Here is a 20,034-nt window from a genome sequence, read left to right on the forward strand (position 1 = left end):
GGAGGCCACTGAAAAAGTCCCTTCGTCCTAAGAGAGATAATTCTTCATTTTTTTGAAGAGTCTGTCTCTTTTTTTATCGGTAAAATCAAAGTATCTCATCAAAGGCTGGTGATCTCTTTGCTCCCAAAGCAACAAAGCCTTATTTTGAGCCCATATATAGAACTCTACAATCTGGTGGTTCCCAAAGATAATCTACTGCACACCGGTATCTTTGGGCAATCACTCGCTTTTTTATCCGCTTTGAAGACAAAAAAAGAGCACCTCGTCCCCCGCTCGCAAGCGGGCAGCGTCACGGACGCTATGAACGTAGTGCACCTGCAAGCGAAATGCGGCTGCAAAGAGCGCCCACCGCTTGCAGAAGCAGTACGGTCATCGAGATGCCATTGGATAAGATGTCGGCTATCTGTATTATAACAGTGGGTCACAGCTGTTACTGTGATGAACTTCACACCCCTTCGCCCGTACCGCTGTAGTCCGCTTCGTCCATCCTAATCCGGGAACCGGAGCCGGCAAGCTCCGCCGGCAGCACGGTCAGCTTGTGCGACAAGCGGGCCCGAAGCTCCGGCACATGGCTGATGACCCCGACCGCCAGCCGATTGTGATGAAGCTTCTCCAACGCCGTGACGACGGTGTCGAGCAGCTCGGGATCGAGCGTGCCGAACCCTTCGTCCAAGAAGAAAAATTCGAGCGGATATATCCCCCGCAATTGAATCTGGGCCGACAACGCCAGCGCCAGCGCCAAGGAGCTCAGGAAGGTCTCGCCTCCGGACAGCGTGGATACCGGACGCCGAATGCCTCCGTTGCCGTCGTCCCGGATGACAAAGCCGCCGCCCGAATCGACTTCGAGCGCATACCGCTGCTTGGTCAAGTTTTTCAGCCGTTCCGCAGCGGCCCGGCTTACCTGTATCAGTTGCTCCTCCGCGATGAATTCGACGAAGGCGTTCCCGCGAAATATGCCCTGCATCTGCTGAAGCCTTCCCAACAGCTCCTCCATACGCAGCCGCTCGCCCTCGAGCTCCATCCAGCGCTCATGCTTGCTCCGGATATGCTCGGCATCGCGTTCGGCCCGGGCACGGCTCCCAAGCGCCGTTTCGTCCCGCTCGACCGCCAGCTCCCACTGCTCCTTCACTTCCTGCCACGCTGTGGCGGACACGGTGCGTCCGTCGAGCTGCTCCGCCAGCCGGGCCAGCCGCGCTTGAAGATCTCGCAGCTCCTCGTCATAGGCCGCCAGCCCCTCTTCCAGCTCCAGGCAGCGATCAGGGCCGCGGCGCGCCGCCATGACTTCACCGGCAGCCCCGAACGAGGAAGCGGCCAGCTTCCCCGCCAGACGCTCTCGCGCACCGTCCGCGCGCTCGCCCAGGTCGGCCCGCTGCTGCTCTGCCAGCGCCGCAATCCGTTCCGCCTCCCCCTGGGCCTGGCGTGCCGCTTCCGCTTCTCTAGCGGTTCGGGCGGCTTGTTCCCGCAGCGCATGCAGCTGGGCTTCCGCCTCAGCGGCCTGCCGTTCGATCGGTGGACCGCCTGCCCACGGCTCCAGCCGCTGACAGTACTCGGACAGCAGCCGATGGACGCCATGAAGCTCGGACTCCGCCTGGACGCGCTGCAGCTCCGCCTGCTGGCTCTCCGCTTCGAGCTGACGCAGCCGCTGCTGCATCTCCTCGACATAGACGGCCCCTTTGTCCATCCGGGCACGGCAATCGTTCACGAACGCTTCATCCTCGCGCCACCGCTCGGCGGTCGCGTCCATTTCGCCCAAGCTCCAGCCGGCCGGCTCATACTGGGCTGCCCATCGCTCCGCTGAACAGGCAAATTCGGCCCCGGCCCGCTTCGATTCGGCCTCGCCTTCCCGCCGGGTCGCCTCAGCCAACTCATAGGCCGACCATGCCTGTTGCAGCTCCCATTGGCTGTCTGTCATCCGCTGCACGCTCTGCTCCATGCCGCACTCCCAGGCAGCGGTCCGCTCCTGCAGGCTCCATATTAGCGCCTCCCAGGAGGCATCCGCTTCTTGGCCGACTAGCTCACCCGGAACCGGAACGCCTTCCTCTAAGGCGGCTGCCATTTGCGCCGCCGCTGACGGCAGGGAGGCAGCGCCCTCTTCCCAGAGGCGCAGCATCGGCCGCAGCCGACTGTTCAGCTCCGCCATCCGTTCGCTCCATTGACGCACCGCGCCGGCGCAGCGCTCCTTGCCCTGCTCGGCCAGCCTTACGGCCTCCCGCCGCTTGTCTCTCGCTTCCTCCCATTCCGGCCAGCCTTCGCGGCCCACCTTCGAGGCAGCCGGTTGCGCCGGATGAGTATGGCACGTCGAGCCGCAGACCGGGCACGGCTGGCCGTCCTCCAGCCGGGAAGCCAGCTTCGCCGCCATCTCCTCGGCCGCCTGCTGCCACTGCCGCTCCCTCGCGGCCGCCAGCTCGCGTTCCGCTTCCTCCAGCGCAGCGCCAGCCTGGGCATGCAGCCATTGCCACGCCGACTCGATCCGGCGACCCTCCAGTGCCGCCGCCTGGCCGGCCAGCACAAGGCCGGTTAACATCTGCAGCAGCTCAAGCCATGTCTGCCCGGCCTGCTCCGTCCGGGCGGCCAGCTTGCCGCAGTTATCCTCCAGCTCCCGACATCGGTCGTGCTGCACGCCCAGCAGCTGCCGCTCGCGCACCGCTTGCTGGAACCGATCTCGCTCCTCGGCCGGTTTCTCACGCGTCTGCATCGCTTCGCGCAGTTCTGCCTGCCGATCGGCCGCCTTCCGCAGCACCTCGCGGGCCCGGGCCGCTTCGGCTTCCGCTCGCTCCGCCCGGCTAGCGGCCTCGCTTTGCTTCGCGGTCCACTGCTCCGCCTCTTCCTGCAGCCGTACGCTGTCCTGATACAGGCGGACCGCTTCCTGCAGGCGGGCATGGCGGCTCATCAGCTCCGGCTCCTCCATCTCTTTGCGCCGGAGCGCATCGTCGGCCGCCCGAATCGCCTGTGCCTCCCGCTCAGCGGCTGCGGCTGCGGCGGCCCGGGCCGCCTCGTGTCCGGCGGACGCCTTCAGCAACCTTGATTCCAGCTCTTCCAGCTCGCTGACATACGGAAGCAGCGCCTCCGCATCCCGTGCCCGCTGCAGCTCCGTCCGCTCCGCCTCGCGCTTCGGCGCCTCCTGCCCCAACTCGCCCCTTCTGGCGAGGAGCCGCTCCTGCTCCTGAAGACGTTCCCGCAGTTCCGTCCGCTCCCGGTGAAGGCGTTCCGCTTCCAGGCGGGCGGCTCTAGCCTCCTCGGCGTGGCGCACCGCCGCGGCAAGCGCCGCTTCCGCCTCGCGGACCGCCTCTTCGGAGGCGTCGCCCAGCCCTTGCTGCTCGGCCAGGCACGTCTTCAAGCGGATATCCGCTTCCTTCACGCGGCGGGCCAGCCGGGCAGCCAATTCGTCGCCGTATTTCTCAAGGGAGAACAGCCGCTGCAGCATCTGACGGCGCTCGCTTCCCTTCAAGGAAAGGAACTCGGCGAATTTGCCCTGGGGCAGCACGACCGCCCGCGTGAAATCGTCCATTTTCAGCCCGATCTGCTCCTCTACGCAGCGATTCACATCCGCCAGCTTGTCTGCCAGCACGATATCGCCTTCCGGCCGGAGCTCGATGAAGCGGGTCAAGGTGCTGCCCACCGTCACGTCACCGGTTCGCTTGAAGCGCCGCTCGACCCGGAACGTGCGCTTGCCGGCCGCGCCGTGGAGTACGAAGGAGAAGGAGACCGACAGCGTGTTCTCCATCTGATTCAGAATCCCCTGTGTTCCGCCCGCCGCACGCTCGACCTTGCCGTACATCGCCAACGTCATGGCGTCGAGGATGGAAGATTTACCGCTGCCCGTCGGGCCAAAAATGCCGAACAGCCCGGTCTCGCACAGCTTCTCGAAGTCGATCCGCTGCTCTTCGCGGTAGCTCTGCAGTCCGGCCAGCCTCAATTCAAGCGGCTTCATGCGCTCTCCTCCTTCTCAGCGACTTCAGGCTCAAGCAGCTCAAGGAAGCAAGCGACTAACGCGTCATCGGGCTGGGCGCCGCCGGTCTGCCGCTCATAGAAGCGGCGGAACATCTCCTCCACCGGCAGCTCGCTCAGCCGCAGCTCGCCCTCCGTCTCCCGTTCCACTTCCGCATACACCGGCCGGATATGAACGATGCCGTCATGGGCGCGGCGCAGCTTCTGAATCTGATCCATCGTCAACGCCTCGGTCAGCGTTAAGCTCACATCCAGCCAGGCGCGGCCGTCCCGCCCTTCCTCGATCCAGCGCATCACTTCCTCATAGCCTCCGCGGGCATTCCATACTGCAAGCGGGCGGCCGGACGACAGATAGCGCTCCTCCGGCACCGCTTCCGCGCCGGGCGCCAGATCGAGCAGCGTCACCGACTTCGCCTGTCCGGCCTCTGAGAAGCTGTAGGCGAGCGGAGAGCCGCTATAGCGGATGACGCCCGGCCCCTTAACGTACTGGGGCCGGTGCAGGTGCCCCAACGCCGTATATTGGGGCGCGGCCGACGCACCCTGGCAGCCGAAGGCGGACGGATCGACCGTATAGGCGCCCCCGACCTGAATCGGGCGCTCCGAGTCGGTCTCCGCCCCGCCCAGCACATATAGATGGCTCATGGCGAGATTGACCGCCGTCGGCCGGAACCGCTGCGCCTGCCGCGCCAGCAATTGCGATACACGGGCGCTGTAGGCCCGGCGCACTGCCTGCTCCTCGGGCTCATCCGACAGCAGCTCGCCCAGCCGCGCTTCCGACGGGTAGGGCAGGGCCGCGATAACCGCCTCTTCCCCCGTCCGCGCGCACGGCACGACGACCGCCTCCAGCATGGGCTGGCCGATTAGGACAACGCCCCGCTCCCCGACGAGCGGGGCGGAAGCAGATAACCGTTCCGGATGATCATGATTGCCGGAAATAATAACGATCGGGCGGCGGCCCCCGTCCGACAAACGGGCCACCGCTTCATAGAACAACTGCTCCGCGGCAGCGGGTGGATTGACGGAGTCATAGACATCCCCCGCGATCAGAACAAGATCGACCCGCTCCTCCTCCGTCAGCGCAACCAGCTCGTCTGCGAACGCCGCCTGCTCCTGCAGACGGCTCCGCCCTTCCAGCGTCCGTCCGAAATGCCAATCGGCGGTGTGTAAAATACGCATAAATCTATCACCCTCCTCGCCAAACTCGATCAAATCAACCCTGAGGCCTGCACGAAGACCGGGGCAGGACACAAGCACACGGGCGCCAGACCCGCACGCGAACGAACACCCGGACATGTGCAGACAGTCACCGGAACGGAACAACCCCTGGAACACAAGGACGATTGCCCTACCCTCGCAAGCACTGGGGCCGGAGCAGGCCGCAGCCGACCGCCGTTTTCGCTTATAGCTCGCAAGCCTGCTTCGCGTCGAAGAAGTACAGCACCTTCCGCTTGACCGGCCGCTTCCATATGTCTTCAATCGCCCGCGCGTACAGCTCCAGTTGGAACCGGTAATGCTCCGTCAGCCCGCGGAGACCCTTCTGGCAGGCCAACACGTTGTCGGTCTTGTAATCGAGCAGAACCAACTCGCCGTCCCATTCGAACAGGCAATCGATAATCCCTTGCACGAGCACCGTCTCTTGGTCAAGCTGCCCGGATGAATCCAGCGCGGCGAAGGCCGGGGTCGCGACGAAGCGCGGCTCGTTCTCCGATGAGGAAGCCGTCTTCCTTCCCAGCGCTTCGGCGGCGGCCGTTACCGATTCACGTCGGCGAAGACCCTCGATCGAGTACGCTTCCGTTGCCGATAGTCCGTAGCTGAACGGCAGCTCCCGCTTCACCCACGACGCTTCGGCCAGTTGCCGGCCGACCTCGCTGTCGAAGAAAGCGACGACGCTCTCCGCATCCAGCGCGTTCGCCTGCATCCGGGTCATAATGAGCCGGGCCACCAGATCGTCGAGGGTATGATTCACCTCGGCCGCCGTCAGTTGGCGGTTCAGCGGAAGATGCTGCATCAGCAGATGGTAGGCTGTCCCCCGTTCGACAGGCGTGATGCCGCGCCGTTCCATGAACCTCGGACGCCGCAAATACAAGGTGCGGGACGCATCGGCATACGGTGCGGACGCCACCTGATCGCCGCCTGCATCCGTTCCCGCCGCCGCGGCCGGTTCATTGCCGCCCATTGCCGTCTCCGCTGCCTCCTTATCATCGTGTTCCGCCACGGGTTCCCCCGCTTCTACTTCCGGTCCGGCCGGATCGCCAATCCAGTCCTCCGCCGGCCCATCATCGGAAGCGGCCAGCCGCTTCATCTCCGTGACGGATGTCTTCGACGGCAGCAAGGTCACAATGCGGTGCGGATCGCGCCAGGATAGCCGCTCCCCGATCTGCTCCACCCAAGCGGAGCGGGGGAACTCGTCCTCTGTCTCCAGCCGGCGCAGCGCCTTCATGCGACGCACACGCTCTTCATCTTCCGGCATGTCCGCCAGACGTTCGTCCGCGGCAATGACAGATGCCGGCACCAACGCCAACTGCCACTGGGACGGCTCCTCCAGCAGGCATTCCCCGTTCCGGTTCGGCAGGCCGGCATACCGGCGCCACTCGGCCGCAGCCGGGTGCCGGATAATCGCAGGCCCGATCCAGTCGAGATACGATCGGGCTTCCGCTACCACATAATCCGGAAGCAAGAGCCGTTCGACATCAAGCGCCTCTCCCCATTTGCGAATCGACTTCTCCGCGTCCTGCACCGTGCCGATCAGAATCAGCTTCTCCTTCGGCCGGGTCAGGGCCACGTAGAGCACGCGCTGCTCCTCGGCCAGCAGCTCCAACCTCATCTGACGGCGAATAGCCAGATACGGCAGCGTCGGATAAGCGACCCGTTTCTCTTCATCGACATACTTCAGACCGAAGCCGAGATGCTTGTGCATCAGGAAGGATGCGTTCAGATCCTGCTGATTGAACCGCTTCGACAGCCCCGCGACGATGACGACCGGGAATTCGAGCCCCTTGCTCTTGTGGATCGTCATGATGCGGACGACGTCCTCCCGCTCGCCGAGCGCGCGGGCCGTCCCAAGATCCCCGCCCGTATCCCGCATCCGGTCGATGAAGCGCAGGAAGCGAAACAGTCCCCGGATCGAGGACGATTCATACTGCCGGGCGCGATCATACAGGGCGCGCAGGTTCGCCTGGCGCTGCAGGCCGCCGGCCAGTCCCCCAACCCACTCGTAGTACCCGGTCTCCCGGTACACTCGCCAGATCAATTCGGACAGCCGCCCTTGCCGCGCGGCATTGCGCCACTGCTCCAGCCGGTCGAGGAAGCGGCTCAGCTTCGCCTGCCAGCCCCCGCTACCTTGCCGCGGGGCCGAATCCGCGTCCCCATCCGCTGACAGAGGTAGCTCTAGCTCAAGCGCCAGCGAGGAGCCGTCCTGCGCTTGTGCCCTGGCCGCTTCCAAGACCGCGCAATAGAACGGCTTACCCTTGCCGTACAGCCGAATCCGGGACAGCTCTTCCTCCTGCAAGCCGACGATAGGCGAACGAAGCACCGCAGCGAGCGGAATATCCTGCTGCGGATTGTCGATGACGCGCAGCAGAGACAGGACAATCTCCACTTCCGTCGCTGTAAAATAACCGGTGCTGAACTCGGCATAAGCCGGTATTCCTTCCCGTCTCAGCTCCTCCATCATCAGCGGCGCCCAGGCTTGGGTCGCCCGCAGCAGAATGACCATATCCCGGTACGTGACCGGACGCATCCGCTGCTGAGCCTTGTCGTACACGAGATAAGGGGCCTCCCCTTCGTCTCCCGTCATACGGCGGATGCGCGAAGCGATCGCCCTCGCTTCCAGGCGTGCGGTCTCCAGCTCGGCGGCATCCGCCGCAGCCCGTTCCCCTTCGCCGTCCTCATCCGCCGCTGCCTCGTCTGCCGGAGCTGGCACGCCCTTGTCAATAAGCAGCAGCTCGGTCGCGAAATAGGGCAGCCCGAACTCTTCCCGGCCTCGGCGGCTCTCCGCCGCGATCTGTTCGGCGGACGGATAGGACGCCCCGCATACCAGCTCTGCTGCGGAATCATAGGTGAGCTCCGCCACATCGGCATTCATAATCTGGCGGAACACCATATTGACCGTATCGACGATGCCCTGTCGGCTGCGGAAGTTGCGGGCCAGATCGATACGGATGCCATCCCCGCGGACTTTCGTCCCGTAGGAGGTATACTTGCTTTGGAACAAGCCCGGCTCCGCCAGGCGGAAGCGGTAGTAGGGTAAGAACCCCGCGCCTTATCACATTCCTGCGACAGGTTTCGAAGAACTCCCCTCCGAACCGTACGTACTTGTCTCCAAGTATACGGCTCTCCACTTGTCATTTCGACCGTAGATATCTATTCGCCGTGATGGATTTTATCGTGACATTGCTGACATACAATGAGTGTCTTCCGGTTCTTGCCTATCATCACTTTCTCCCACTTCGCTGTGCCATGAGGTTGGGATGAAGATCTGGGTCAGCCCGTTGATAAGGAGTGTTGCTCCTCGTAAATCCATCCTTGTGGAAATATAGGATTTTCGTCTGCCCTTGACTGTCCTTGTAAGGAATACCCCAGTGCTTGTCCACCTTGAATTTCTGCTTCACTTTGGCAATGCTTGATTTATATTTGCTAGCGAGAGTCGCTAAACAACTATATTCCATAACATAGCTTAGTTGCCGCATGGATCTGTTCACGTTCATCGCCATTTTGTAGAAGTTATAGAGTCCACGCAGGCGGGCGTTATACAGAGCGACAATTTCGATATCGGGATGATTGACGATGGACGGAATGTGAAGCATTCTCCATTGTTTGGCGTTAATGTCCTTTACCATCTTGTACTTCGTGATGAAGTTCCTGACCGTGTCGTCCGGCATGTAGAGTTCAACCCATCCGTTGCATACTCGCTTTTTCACGCCGTTTTTGCCTTTTTGGAAGTTCCAGTCGCTCCTGACCTTAATGATATGTCCGAGGAATTTAGCGCCATCCGTAGAGTGCGTGATCAGCGTCTTTTCTTCCGATAGCTCGATTTCCAGTTCGGTTGCCATGAACGCTTGGATATCATTTTTCATCGTTTCGCATTGTTCCTTGCTGCCCCAGACCGCGACAACGAAGTCGCCGGCGTAGCGAATGCATTTGATGCGTTTGAAAACCGAGTTTTGGAAGGTGTCGCAGGGAGTTTGATTTCGAACCTGATCGAATTTATTTTTGTAAGAGGTAAACCACTTATCAACATGATCCAGGTAGATGTTTGCAAGCACCGGGCTGACGATTCCGCCTTGCGGGGTTCCGCTATAAGTGCCGTAGTGCTTCCAATCCTCCAAGTATCCTGCCCTTAAAAACTTCCAAATGAGTCGGATAAACTTCGCATCGTTCACTTTCTTCTCCAGCAGCGCGATTAGCTTATGAGGAGAGAGGTTATCAAAGTATCCTGTGATATCCCCTTCGAGAAACCACGTTGCACCCTTGAAGTGAGCCTTTGCTTCCTGCAAGGCAGTGTGGCAGCTGCGATTAGGTCTGAATCCATGACTGAAATCCTCAAAGGTGGGTTCGTAAATCGCATCAAGAATCATCCTGCAAATTTCTTGAATGATGCTGTCCGAGAAGGAAGGTAGCCCGAGAGGACGTTGTTGCCCGTTCTGCTTGGGCATGCAACCCCTCCGTACCGGTTGCGGTTGATACGATTCATTTTTCATCAATTCAATAAGTGATCTGACTTTTTCCAAGCTGAATTTGTCAGCTGTTGCTCCGTCGAAACCTGCTGCACCACTGCCGCCGTTAGCGTAGAGGTTGTCGTAGGCTCGAAGGTAAAAGTCAGGGTTATAGAAATGGCGGTACACCCGTTCGAACACGTAATCTGGCTTCTCACTGGATATCTTGGTCAATAGGTATAACGTTTCGCTAGAATTCATGGAGCCTTGCGCTCCTTTCCGCAACTATTATACCAACAAGCTGTCTCCCTTCGCCATGTGACAGGCTTTCCCTGTCTCGGACTACTACGGAGACTCCGTTCCCCTATGGGATATTCAATCCTCTACAGGATATAGCCATAGCGGCGTTCCCACTTAGGTAATCCCCATTTAGTCACAACCGTCCAAGCACGATAAGTTGTCGGATGGTCCTTTCGTCCGTTCCACCCATCCAGGTGTGCGCCAGCGCTGGAGAAGCTTGGGTATCACTTCGGATTATAGCATTTATCTAAACCGAAGTGTCTGACAGCGTTCAATTGATCCGCTGTCCATCGCGCTGAGGTCAGGTAGCAGCTAACTTTCCTGCCGGGAAACATGGCCCCGCTGGGACTAGACTTTAAGCAGTGTAGCTTTCATCCTCGTACTTATCTTTATGTCTCGCCGCTCAGTCGTGGTGTGTTAGCTCACCAACTTGCGACTTTCCCAACATGCTGCACTCCCCATCAAGTTTCCCTTCTGGATAAGTTGGGTGACATGGCTTCGATACCCTTGAAGCCCCCCGGCTTAACGGGGAAAACGGATGCGCCTTATGGGCGCACAATGCTCTGCTTCACGTCGCCTACCATGAACCGGTTGCCCCGTCCGGGCCGGGTAATCAAATCCACGATCGCTTCCTGAACCCTATTCGTATCCTGATACTCGTCGAGCAAAATCTCGGTGAACTGCTCCTGGTACTGCAGCGCGGCTGCGGACGGCACCGGCCTCTCCGGCGTGGAGGAAGGTTCGCGCAAAATGCGCAGGCAGTAATGCTCCAAATCGGCAAAATCAAGCCATCCCTTCGCCCGCTTGGCCGCCTCGAACCGGGCACCGAATTCGCGCACGACGGAAGTCAACACTTCAAGCACCGGCCGGATCGCATGCAGTTCCTGCAAGAACTGCTCCGGCGTCCGGCGGAACAGCTCGTCGCGCACCTGCTGCAGGCGCTTCTTCGCCTGATCTCGCAGACGCTTCACTTGCTCCTGAAGCTCTTTGTCAACTTGCTCCCCGCGGCAGGCCGCAAGCCGCCCGAAGCTCAGCAGTCCGAACGACTCATGCATCCGTTCCCACGGCACAGACGAGGCCGCGTCCGCCAGCGCGGCTGCTCCGGCCAGCTCCTGCTCCAGCGCGGCGCGGTACGGCTCCGGACCGCCCGGAGCCGTCGTCAGGGTGATCGCCTGGCGCAGCAGCTTGACAATGCCGTTCAGCGTCAGTCGTGCCGCCGCCATCATGCTGTCCGTCCACGGGGAGCGGCCCAGTTCGGCGATGTCCGCCGGGCTGAATGAAGCCGTCATGCCGTCCAGCCATTCCTCCGGCCACGGATGGCTGCGGGAGAAATCATAGAGCCGGTGGACGAGCCGGAAAGCCGCTTCGTCATTGCGCTCTCCGCTGAACCAATCGACCATCCGCGTAAAGGACGGCTCCTTGCTGGCATAGTGCTCTTCAAAAAGCTCCTCCAGCACGTCCTGGCGCAGCAGCTCGATCTCGGTCTCGTTCGCGACCCGGAAGGCCGGATCAAGCTGGACCGCCTGGAAATGCCGCTGTATCACTTCCAGACAGAAGGAGTGCAGCGTTGTGATCGAGGCGCGGTTCAGCAGGACGAGCTGGCGGCGCAAATGCTCGGAATCCGGGTTCGCCTCGAGCTTGCGCTCCAGCGCCAGCCGAATACGCTCCCGCATCTCGGCGGCCGCCGCCTTCGTGAAGGTAGCGACGAGCAGCTGATCGACCTGCCGCCTCGCCGACTCGTCGCTGATGCGGCGGATAATGCGCTCGACCAATACGGCCGTCTTCCCGGAACCGGCTGCCGCCGCGACCAACATGTTCTCGCCGCCGTTGACGATGGCTTGCCACTGCTCCTCGGTCCACGTGCTCTCGGCTGGCCTTGGCGGCAGCTCCACAGACGCTTCACTCACTGGCGCCGCTGCGACTGTCAGGACGCCGTCGCCATCCTCCCCGGCTGCAGCGGCTGACGGCAAGCGGGATGTCCCCCCGGCCTCGCCGCCGCGCTCGTATCCGCGTCTAATTCGTTCCCCGCGGTTCATATCCATCTTCCATTTCGCCCTCCTTCAGTTTCGTCCATACTTCGTTTTTGCCCAGCCGCGGCAACAGATGATATTGATTGCCGTCAACCCATTCGTCGAATTGGCATACTGGCTTGTAGGAACAAAAATCGCATGCCGTCGACGTGCCGCTCCGGTACGGCTTGATCACCACATCGCCGTTCGTGATGCGCGTTCCGATATCCCGAATGACCGAACGAACGGCCCCCCGAAGCAGTTCCCACTGCTCCTCCGTAGCGACGGAGGAATGGCTGTAGAATGATCCGTCCGCCTTCACCGCCAGCGGAAGCAGTTGGGAATGCCCTTGCTCCACCGAGCCGTCCATCAGGCGGACGGTCTCCCGGTCGGCCAGGACGAGCCCCTTCATTTTGAATCGCTTGAGCAGTTGCTCGTAAGCCTGCTCCTCATTCAAGCCGTTGGCCGCCTGGAGGATCGGATTGTGCACGTGGAAATAAAGCGTTCCGGCGGCTGTCGCCTCCGTGCCAAGCCACTCCTGTGCATACGCAAGGAGCACGTCCAAATAGGTGAGCATCTGCAGCGACAGCCCGTAGTACACTTCATGAAGAGCCAGATCCGTCTGGCTCGACTTGTAATCGATCACCCGCAGCAGGACGCCCCGCTCGCTCTCCGCCTTGTCGACGCGGTCGATGCGGCCGATGATCTCCATCGTGCAGCCGTTGTCCAGCGTGAAGCGGAGCGGAGGCAGCGGCTTGTCGGGGCCAAAATCCATCTCCAGCGCCACCGGCTCGAATGTCCCCCGTTTGGCATGCTCGCCCATGACGGCCGCAGCCCGTCCGACGATGCGCTTCAGCTTGCCCGCGATATGCCCGTACCGCTCGGAGCTAAGCAGAATCTCCCCTTGCAGCCGGGGCGCCAGCAGATCGACGATGCGATCCGCTTCCGCCTGGCATTCCTGGGGCGTCAGCTCCGCCCAGGAGCGGTGCTGGGCCTGCACCTCGCCGGCGAAGCGGCTTAGCGCCGCATGGAACAGCTGGCCGATATCCGGCGCCTCCAGCCGATACAGCCTTCGTTCCTTCAGCTTCAAGCCATGGGAGGCGAAATGCGAGAACGGGCAGGCGACGAACCGCTCCATACGGGAGACGCTGGTCCGCAATCGCTGCCCGTACAGCTTCCGGCTCGTGTCGGCCGTCAGCATCTGCGCCTGGTTGCGGTAGGCGAGCGATCCAAGTACCGTCTTCAGCCGATCCCGCCAAGCCGGCTGCGCTGCGAACCACCGGTACACATCCCACCACAAATCCGCGATCGGGCGGCCTTGCCGCCATTCCCTGAACTGGGCGATCAATTGTCTAAGCGCCGCTTCCGGATAGGCGATGAAATCGGCCTGCTCCGCTTCCGGCAGAAATTCATTCGGCTCCGCCAGTAGGAGCGCCTCCTGCATGCCCGGGAACAGCTCCCGGATCTGCCGCACCATCTCCGAAGGGAGCAGCGAGCGGCCTTCCTCGTCGGCCAGTGCGTAGCTGAGCCACAAGCTCTCGCTCGGAGAAGTGAAGGCATGATAGATGACGAAGCGCTCGTCCAGCAGCTTGCGCCGGATGCCGGGCGCCAGCTCCATCCCGATCGTGAGCAGCAGATCCCGCTCATACTCGGTCAGCAGCCCATCCTCTATCGGGCGCGCAGGCACAACCCCGTCGTTAACCCCGAGCACGTACAAATGCTTGATCTGGCTCGAACGCGTCCGATCTATGGACGCGATCAGCACCTGATCGAGCGCGGGAGGCACGAGCGCCAGCTTCACGCTCTCGAAGCCCGTCTCCAGCATCCCGGCGAACAGTTCAAGCGGCATCTTCTCCCCGTCCAGCATCTCCACCATCTGGTCCAATATATCCAACATCTCGCCCCAGATCTGGCGATGCTCCCGGGAACGCTGCACATCGCCGTCCAGCAGCGCCTCCTGACTCATCCGCTCCAGCTTGTCCGGCACCCCGAGACGGGTCCAGAACGCGTACAGCGCCTCGCACATGTCCTGCACATGCCGGCTGCGCGCGAGCGAGCGCTGCAGCGCGGAGAGCGGCTCGACAAGCCGGCAGCGGCACTGCTCCGCCCATTCCGGCGCATGCTCCTCCATCGTCTCGGCCGTCTCGGCGGCGACCGGATCGTCAGGATCCAGCGACTGTCGCGGCTCGGCAGGCCACGGGTGTCCGTTCGTCCATTTCGAGCCCTCGATGCCGCAAGCCAGCACGTAGTTCTCCAGCCGATCGAATGATTCCCTCGTCACGCTCCCATCCTCCGGCAGGACGAAGTCCGTTTTTACGAAGCGAAATACCGCATCATAGCGCCAGTGGCCGATCAGGATTTCCAGCGCTGCGCGCGTCATCTCGACGAACGGATGATGGAGCACCGCCTGCTTATGATCCGTGAAATAAGGAATCCCCGCATCGCCGAAGACCGTATCGATCAATTCCGTGTAATCCGGCAAGTTCTTGACCATGACGGCCATCTCCCGCCAGCGAACGCCCTCGGTCTGCGCCCGGCGCAACATGTCGCGCGCCGCCCCTTCCACTTCCGCGCGGCGGTTGACCGCAGCATGAACGCGAATTTCCGCTCGCTCTTCGGCGGGGGAGGCGGGGCGATAAGCCGAACGCTGGTCGAAATGGCACTCCAGATGGGCGAGCATCGGCGAGGAAGCGAATCTTGGCAATCTGCCCTGTCCGTCCAGCTGTATGATTTCTCCCGTATCGACGCCGAGCGTATCGGCAAAGCTGCTCAGCTTGAGAAAGGTCGTCGCCGTAGGATGGAACAGGTTCAACTCATGAGGCTCCTCGCCCAAGGCGTAAGGCCGATTCAGGCAGAGCGCTACGGTGACGTTGCGGGCATGCAGCAGCAGCGATGCCAGCACGGCGTATTCCTGAGGCGTGAAGCCATTGAAGCCGTCAATCCATATCTCCGCGTGCCGGACATAGTCCGAGTGCGGAATGCCTTCCGCCAACCGGACAAGCACATCCTCGCCGTCCACATAATGCTGCTCCAGCTCGGTCTCGAACTCGTGCAGCACGGCGGACAAATCGTGCAGCTTGGCCGATAGGAGCGGCTGGCCGTCCACATGCTCCTGAACGAACGCGGCATGCTCATCCAGCTCGGAAGCTTGGATCCGGTACCGCTTCATCTCGTCGAACAGATCATTCAATTTTTCGATGAAGCCGAATTGCTCCGCTGCCCCGGCGAACAGTGGCAGGTCGGATTTGTGCCGCTGCAAAATTTTGTACAGCAGCATCTTCTTGCCTTCCTCTCCAATCGGCGTGAGCGCCGTGCCTCCGGTCTCCTGCATGACGCGGTACGCCAGGCGCCGGAAGCTCAGGACTTGCGTCCGCAGCATCCCCGACAGGCGCTCCGAGGTGACCAGTGCATGCTCCGCCTGGAACGTACTCTGCTCGGGTACGAGCAGAATCATGGGCGGACCTTCAGGCTGAGTCTCCAGCCTCTGCCGAATCTCATTCAGCAGATGCGCCGATTTGCCGCTCCCCGAGCGTCCGATTACGAATTGCAAAGCCAATGGTTATCCCCCGCTTTCCCGTACATCTGACCATTGAAATTGAATATGTACGCTGCCATGCCGTATGCTGGCTTATTATCGTCTAGTGCGAACTTCGAAAATGCCGAATTTCAAATAACGTCCTTCTTCGACGCCGGCCACCTGCGGATGATCCTTCCCTGCCGTACGCCAATCGATGAGGCGCAACACCTTGCCCGCGTCATAGGCGGCTTCCTGGATCGCCTGCAGGAAGCGCTCCGGCTTCATATGATAGGAGCAGCTTGCCGTCACTAAATATCCGCCCTCATTAACGAGCTTCATGCCGTGAAGGTTGATGTCCTTGTAGCCGCGGTACGCCCCTTCCGCCGCCTGCCTTGTCTTGGCGAATGCGGGCGGATCGAGAATGACGACATCCCAGGTGCTGCCGCCGCCCGCAGTCATCGGCTTCGACGTATCCGCCTTCGACTGGCTTGCGCCGCGCTTGATGCGCTCCTCTCTTCCCTGCACTTGCTCCCGCAAATACATAAACGCGTCCGCCACCACGAATTCTACCCGATCCGCGCATCCGTTCAGCTTCACGTTGCGCTTCGCGCTCTCGATAGCATGCTCAGAAATATCGAGACAAGTCACCTTCTTGGCCCCATATTTGCAAGCATGCAGTGTGAAGCTTCCGGTGTGGGAGAAGCATTCCAGCACGGTGGCTCCGTCCCACCATGGAAAGATCACTTCCTTGCCATTGGTGTTCACCGGCACGGTGCGTACGCCTGCCTCCGTTGCGATATCCGTCAGCGTAATCCCGCTGCGGGCGCCCCATCCGGTCATCAGCGGCGCTATCGCCGCCCGGTTCTCACGCTGATCGAAGAAATAGCCCGTCTTCTGCCCTTCGATAATATCGATTTCAAGCTGCAATCCGTTCTCGGTTATTGGCAGATGGCGCGGGCAATCGCCATACAGCACGCCCGTTCTCTGTTCGAGGCCTTCCTTCTCCCGAATCGGCACATCGCTTCGTTCGTAAATGCCGCGCGGATTCATCACCTCGACCAAGGCCTGTATTATCGCATCACGCGCCAGGTCCATTCCGAGCGTCAATATTTGCACGACGAGCACATCGTCGAACCGATCCACGATCAGTCCCGGCAGAAAATCGGCTTCGCCATAGACGAGACGGTATGCCGTCGCTCCGGGCAGGAACCGGTTGCGATGCTCAAGGCACTGCCGCAGCCGCTCCTTGAAAAAGCTGGCATCCATCGCGTCGGCGGGCTGATAGCTAATGACGCGCACCATGATTTTGGAAGCCGGGTTATAGTATCCGGTCGCCACATATTGGCCTTGGGCATTCCTGATGTCGACGAGCGCCCCCGGTTGCGGATTGCCTTCCACGCGCTCGATTTCGGATTGGAACACCCATGGGTGCCCGTGCTCTGTCCGTTTTTTGCGATTCCGGCTCAAGATTACGGTTGCTATTGTCGATTGCTTCAATTGCATATCCCCTCTCGGCTCAGCCGGGCTTGTCATTGTCGTCCATCCGCAAGCATACAGTGACAGTATAGGCTGTTCACTTATTCCCTCTCAAGCTGGTTCCAGCTCGAATGATAGAACCCGCGTTTGGTGTGGAATGACGAAGGAGTCCGGCATATGTTTGCAGAAATCTGGTATCCGCTGCTAGGCGGAATGGCTGTGTTTCTTGTTGGCATGAAAACGATGGAGCTCGCCCTTCACGCATGGGCAGGACCTTATTTGAACCGCTTCCTGCACCGTTCCACACGGACGCCACTGCACGGCATGCTGTTCAGCTCCGGCATGACGGCGCTGCTGCAGAGCAGCACCGCCATCACGGTCATCACCATCGGGCTGGCCAACGCCGGGCTGCTGAGCTTCTCGCGCTCACTCGGTATCATCCTCGGTACGAATGTCGGTACCTGCCTGACGACGGAGCTCATCGGCCTCAACATCAGCCGCTATGCGCTGCCGCTGCTCATCGGCTCGCTCGCCTGCTGGAGCGCGGCGGTTCTGGGCGGCGAATACCGCCTCCTGCCGAAGCGGCTCGCCTCCCTGCTACATCCGCTGCAATTCGGCTCGCTGGCCGCCGCCGGCTTCGCCCTCATTCTGCTCGGCATCGAATGGATGAAGCAGATCGGGGGGCCGCTGCAACAGCGCGGTATGTTCACCTGGTTCCTGGAGCGGTCGAATGACAGTCTGCTCTGGGCGCTGGCCGCCGGTGTGATCCTTACAGCGGTCGTCCACAGCAGCGCGGCCGTTATCGTTATGGCGATGGGCCTGTCAGCTATCGGCGCTCTGCCGGTCGAGATCGGCATCGCTATCGTCATCGGCTCCAACGTCGGCACCTGCTTCACCTCGCTTATCGCATCGCTCGGCGGAAGCCGGCACGGCCACTTCGTCGCTTGGAGCCATATCGCGCTCAATGTGGGGGGAGCGATCCTGTTCTATCCACTAATCGGCCAACTCCATGCGCTGGCCGCCTGGCTCACCGCCGATCCGGCCGCCCAGATCGCCCGCGCCCAGACGGTATTCAATATTGCGAGCTCTGTCCTGGCGCTCCCGCTATGCTATCTGAAGCTGTGGGACCGGCTTCGGTAACGATCGCAATTCCCGAGATTGCGATCTCGGGCGACAAGGCGAACAGCGGCCGTTTACAAGGCAATCCCCAATTGCGCAAAGGCCTTGCTCAGAATACCGTTATTGTTATCATACCCGGATTCGGTCTGCTTCGCCCATGCCGCTTGCGGCGCATACCATTCGACGCTGCGGATCTCCTCTGCCTGGGGCGTGAGCTGCCCGGCCTTCGCCTCGACCAGAAAATAATGAACCTCTTTATCCACCCTGCCGGCTTCCGGCGACATGTATTGATAGCGGATCGTGTCCAGCTTACCGACGATCCTCCCTTCAATCCCGGTCTCCTCCCGGATTTCCCGTAGAGCCGTCTGTTCGATGGTCTCCCCGGGCTCCATTTTTCCCTTGGCCAAGGAAGTTTTGCCGTAACGATCCTGGATCAACTGGAACTCGATCCGCTCCCCGCGCCGAAGGTAGACGACGCCTCCCGCTGATATTTCTTTCATTGCGAACATCCTCCAACGTAAAAAGTGTGCGGCGCGCTCATGTCCCTTTCCGCCCGCCGCATTAAAGCTGATGAATAGGTATATCGTAACCGAAAGGAAAGAGGATTTCACCTGCTCCTTGCACAAGAAGCGACAGTGGAATCCTCTGTATTCTACCTCATTACATATTGGCTGCCTGAGCGCCCGCCTCTTCCCCGAGCACCCGGGTCAGCACGCCAAAGCATTCGTTCACGCCGGCTTGCGTCACCTTGACGCGGCAGAGCTGGCCGATATGCGACTCGTCTCCGTCGAACACGATCTGCAGGTAGTTGTCAGAATAGCCCAATACTTGGCCGGTTCCCGGCGCCCCTTTATGATCGCGTTCCGGAATGACGTCAAGCACCTGTCCGACGAACTGCTCGGCGTATGCGAGCTGCATCTGCTCCGACAGATCGATCAGATCGTGAACGCGGGCATGCTTCACTTCCTCGTCCACTTGATCCTCCATGCGCGCCGCTGGCGTTCCAGTACGCTTGGAGTACGGGAAGACGTGCATCTCGGAGAAGCCGACCCGCTTCATGAATTCGTAGCCTTCGCGGAACTGCTCATCCGTCTCGCCCGGGAAGCCGACGATCACGTCTGTCGTAATCGCTACGTTCGGCATCGCGTCGCGGATGCGGGTGATTTTGTCGCCGAACTCCTCGACCGTATATTTGCGCCGCATGCGCTTCAGCACTTCATTGTTGCCCGCCTGCAGCGGAATATGAAGATGGCGGCACATTTTCGACGAACGGCTCAGCACGTCAATCATCCGATCGTCGATCTGACTCGCTTCGATCGAGCTGATGCGCACCCGTTCCAATCCATCGATGCGATCCAGTGCCCAGAGCAGATCGGTCAGCTCATAGCTCTCGAGATCGTCGCCGTAGCCTCCGGTATGAATTCCGGTCAACACAATCTCCTTGTAGCCAGCCGCCACGAGCTGACGGGCTTGGTTCAGGACGCTTTGCGGGTCGCGACTGCGGGACAGCCCGCGAGACCACGGAATGATGCAGAAGGTGCAGAAATTGTTGCAGCCTTCCTGAATCTTCAAAAAGGCACGTGTCCGCTCCGCGAAATCCGGGACGTCCAGCTCCTCGAATGCACGCGTCTTCATAATGTTGCGCACGGCGTTAATCGGCTGGCGCTCTGCTTGAAGCTGCACGATGTAATCCATCAGCTTGTCCCGATCCTGCGTGCCGATGACGAGATCGACGCCAGGAATATCGAGAATCTCCGCCGGGGAGGTCTGCGCATAGCAGCCGGTCACTGCAATGATGGCGTCCGGATTGCGGCGAACGGCCCGCCGGATCATCTGGCGGCTCTTCTTGTCGCCGGTATTCGTAACGGTGCATGTATTGATCAAATAGACGTCAGCCGTCGCTTCAAAGTCGACTTGCTCGTAACCTTCTTGCTTGAACAGCTGCCAAATGGCTTCCGTATCATAGAAGTTCACCTTGCAGCCCAACGTATAAAACGCTACCGATGGCATT

General features: G+C 60.8%; 10 protein-coding genes and 1 pseudogene. 1 reads left to right on the plus strand and 10 read right to left on the minus strand.

The features are described from left to right. Nucleotides 1-445: 445 nt before the first annotated feature. The 8 genes and pseudogenes from PPOP_RS11325 to PPOP_RS11355 form a co-directional block, all read right to left on the minus strand. On the minus strand, nucleotides 446-3,931 hold the full coding sequence (locus tag PPOP_RS11325; RefSeq protein WP_006286493.1) for an AAA family ATPase: 3,486 nt from the start codon (nucleotides 3,929-3,931) through the stop codon (nucleotides 446-448). Continuing rightward, entirely contained in the window at nucleotides 3,928-5,124 is a 1,197-nt protein-coding gene (locus PPOP_RS11330) for an exonuclease SbcCD subunit D (RefSeq protein ID WP_006286494.1), read from the minus strand. The genes PPOP_RS11325 and PPOP_RS11330 overlap by 4 nt, the downstream gene beginning before the upstream one ends. Nucleotides 5,125-5,347: 223 nt before the next feature. Further along, a pseudogene (locus tag PPOP_RS11335) lies at nucleotides 5,348-8,188 on the minus strand (3'-5' exonuclease); the annotation flags it as partial. A 122-nt stretch (nucleotides 8,189-8,310) separates the two neighbouring features. Then, nucleotides 8,311-8,382: an HNH endonuclease gene (locus PPOP_RS25945; RefSeq protein WP_422730641.1), complete on the minus strand. Its 72-nt coding sequence runs from the start codon at nucleotides 8,380-8,382 to the stop codon at nucleotides 8,311-8,313. Further along, nucleotides 8,382-9,863, minus strand: coding sequence for a reverse transcriptase/maturase family protein (locus tag PPOP_RS11340; RefSeq protein ID WP_006286496.1), 1,482 nt, complete (start codon nucleotides 9,861-9,863; stop codon nucleotides 8,382-8,384). Before PPOP_RS11340 ends, PPOP_RS25945 begins: the two co-directional genes overlap by 1 nt. 584 nt (nucleotides 9,864-10,447) lie before the next feature. Continuing rightward, nucleotides 10,448-11,944 carry a UvrD-helicase domain-containing protein gene (locus tag PPOP_RS11345; protein WP_006286497.1) on the minus strand — a complete coding sequence of 499 codons (1,497 nt, stop codon included), beginning with the start codon at nucleotides 11,942-11,944 and terminating at the stop codon, nucleotides 10,448-10,450. Then, a complete protein-coding gene (addB, locus tag PPOP_RS11350; protein WP_042228509.1) occupies nucleotides 11,916-15,467 on the minus strand; it encodes a helicase-exonuclease AddAB subunit AddB in 3,552 nt (1,183 codons plus the stop codon). Before addB ends, PPOP_RS11345 begins: the two co-directional genes overlap by 29 nt. 75 nt (nucleotides 15,468-15,542) lie before the next feature. Continuing rightward, complete coding sequence (locus PPOP_RS11355) at nucleotides 15,543-16,910, minus strand: class I SAM-dependent rRNA methyltransferase (protein ID WP_042228528.1); 1,368 nt, start codon at nucleotides 16,908-16,910, stop codon at nucleotides 15,543-15,545. A 171-nt stretch (nucleotides 16,911-17,081) separates the two neighbouring features. Between PPOP_RS11355 and PPOP_RS11360 the strand changes: the two genes are divergently transcribed. Then, on the plus strand, nucleotides 17,082-18,044 hold the full coding sequence (locus PPOP_RS11360) for a Na/Pi cotransporter family protein (protein WP_006286500.1): 963 nt from the start codon (nucleotides 17,082-17,084) through the stop codon (nucleotides 18,042-18,044). 53 nt (nucleotides 18,045-18,097) lie between these two features. On the opposite strand, the gene PPOP_RS11365 is transcribed toward PPOP_RS11360, so the two are convergent. Together PPOP_RS11365 and mtaB are read right to left on the minus strand one after the other, a co-directional pair. Further along, complete coding sequence (locus PPOP_RS11365; RefSeq protein WP_006286501.1) at nucleotides 18,098-18,532, minus strand: NUDIX hydrolase; 435 nt, start codon at nucleotides 18,530-18,532, stop codon at nucleotides 18,098-18,100. Nucleotides 18,533-18,683: 151 nt separating this feature from the next. Then, a complete protein-coding gene (gene mtaB, locus PPOP_RS11370; RefSeq protein WP_006286502.1) occupies nucleotides 18,684-20,033 on the minus strand; it encodes a tRNA (N(6)-L-threonylcarbamoyladenosine(37)-C(2))-methylthiotransferase MtaB in 1,350 nt (449 codons plus the stop codon). Nucleotide 20,034: the final 1 nt, after the last annotated feature.

The sequence above is a fragment of the Paenibacillus popilliae ATCC 14706 genome (assembly GCF_000315235.1).
Classification (GTDB): domain Bacteria; phylum Bacillota; class Bacilli; order Paenibacillales; family Paenibacillaceae; genus Paenibacillus_B; species Paenibacillus_B popilliae.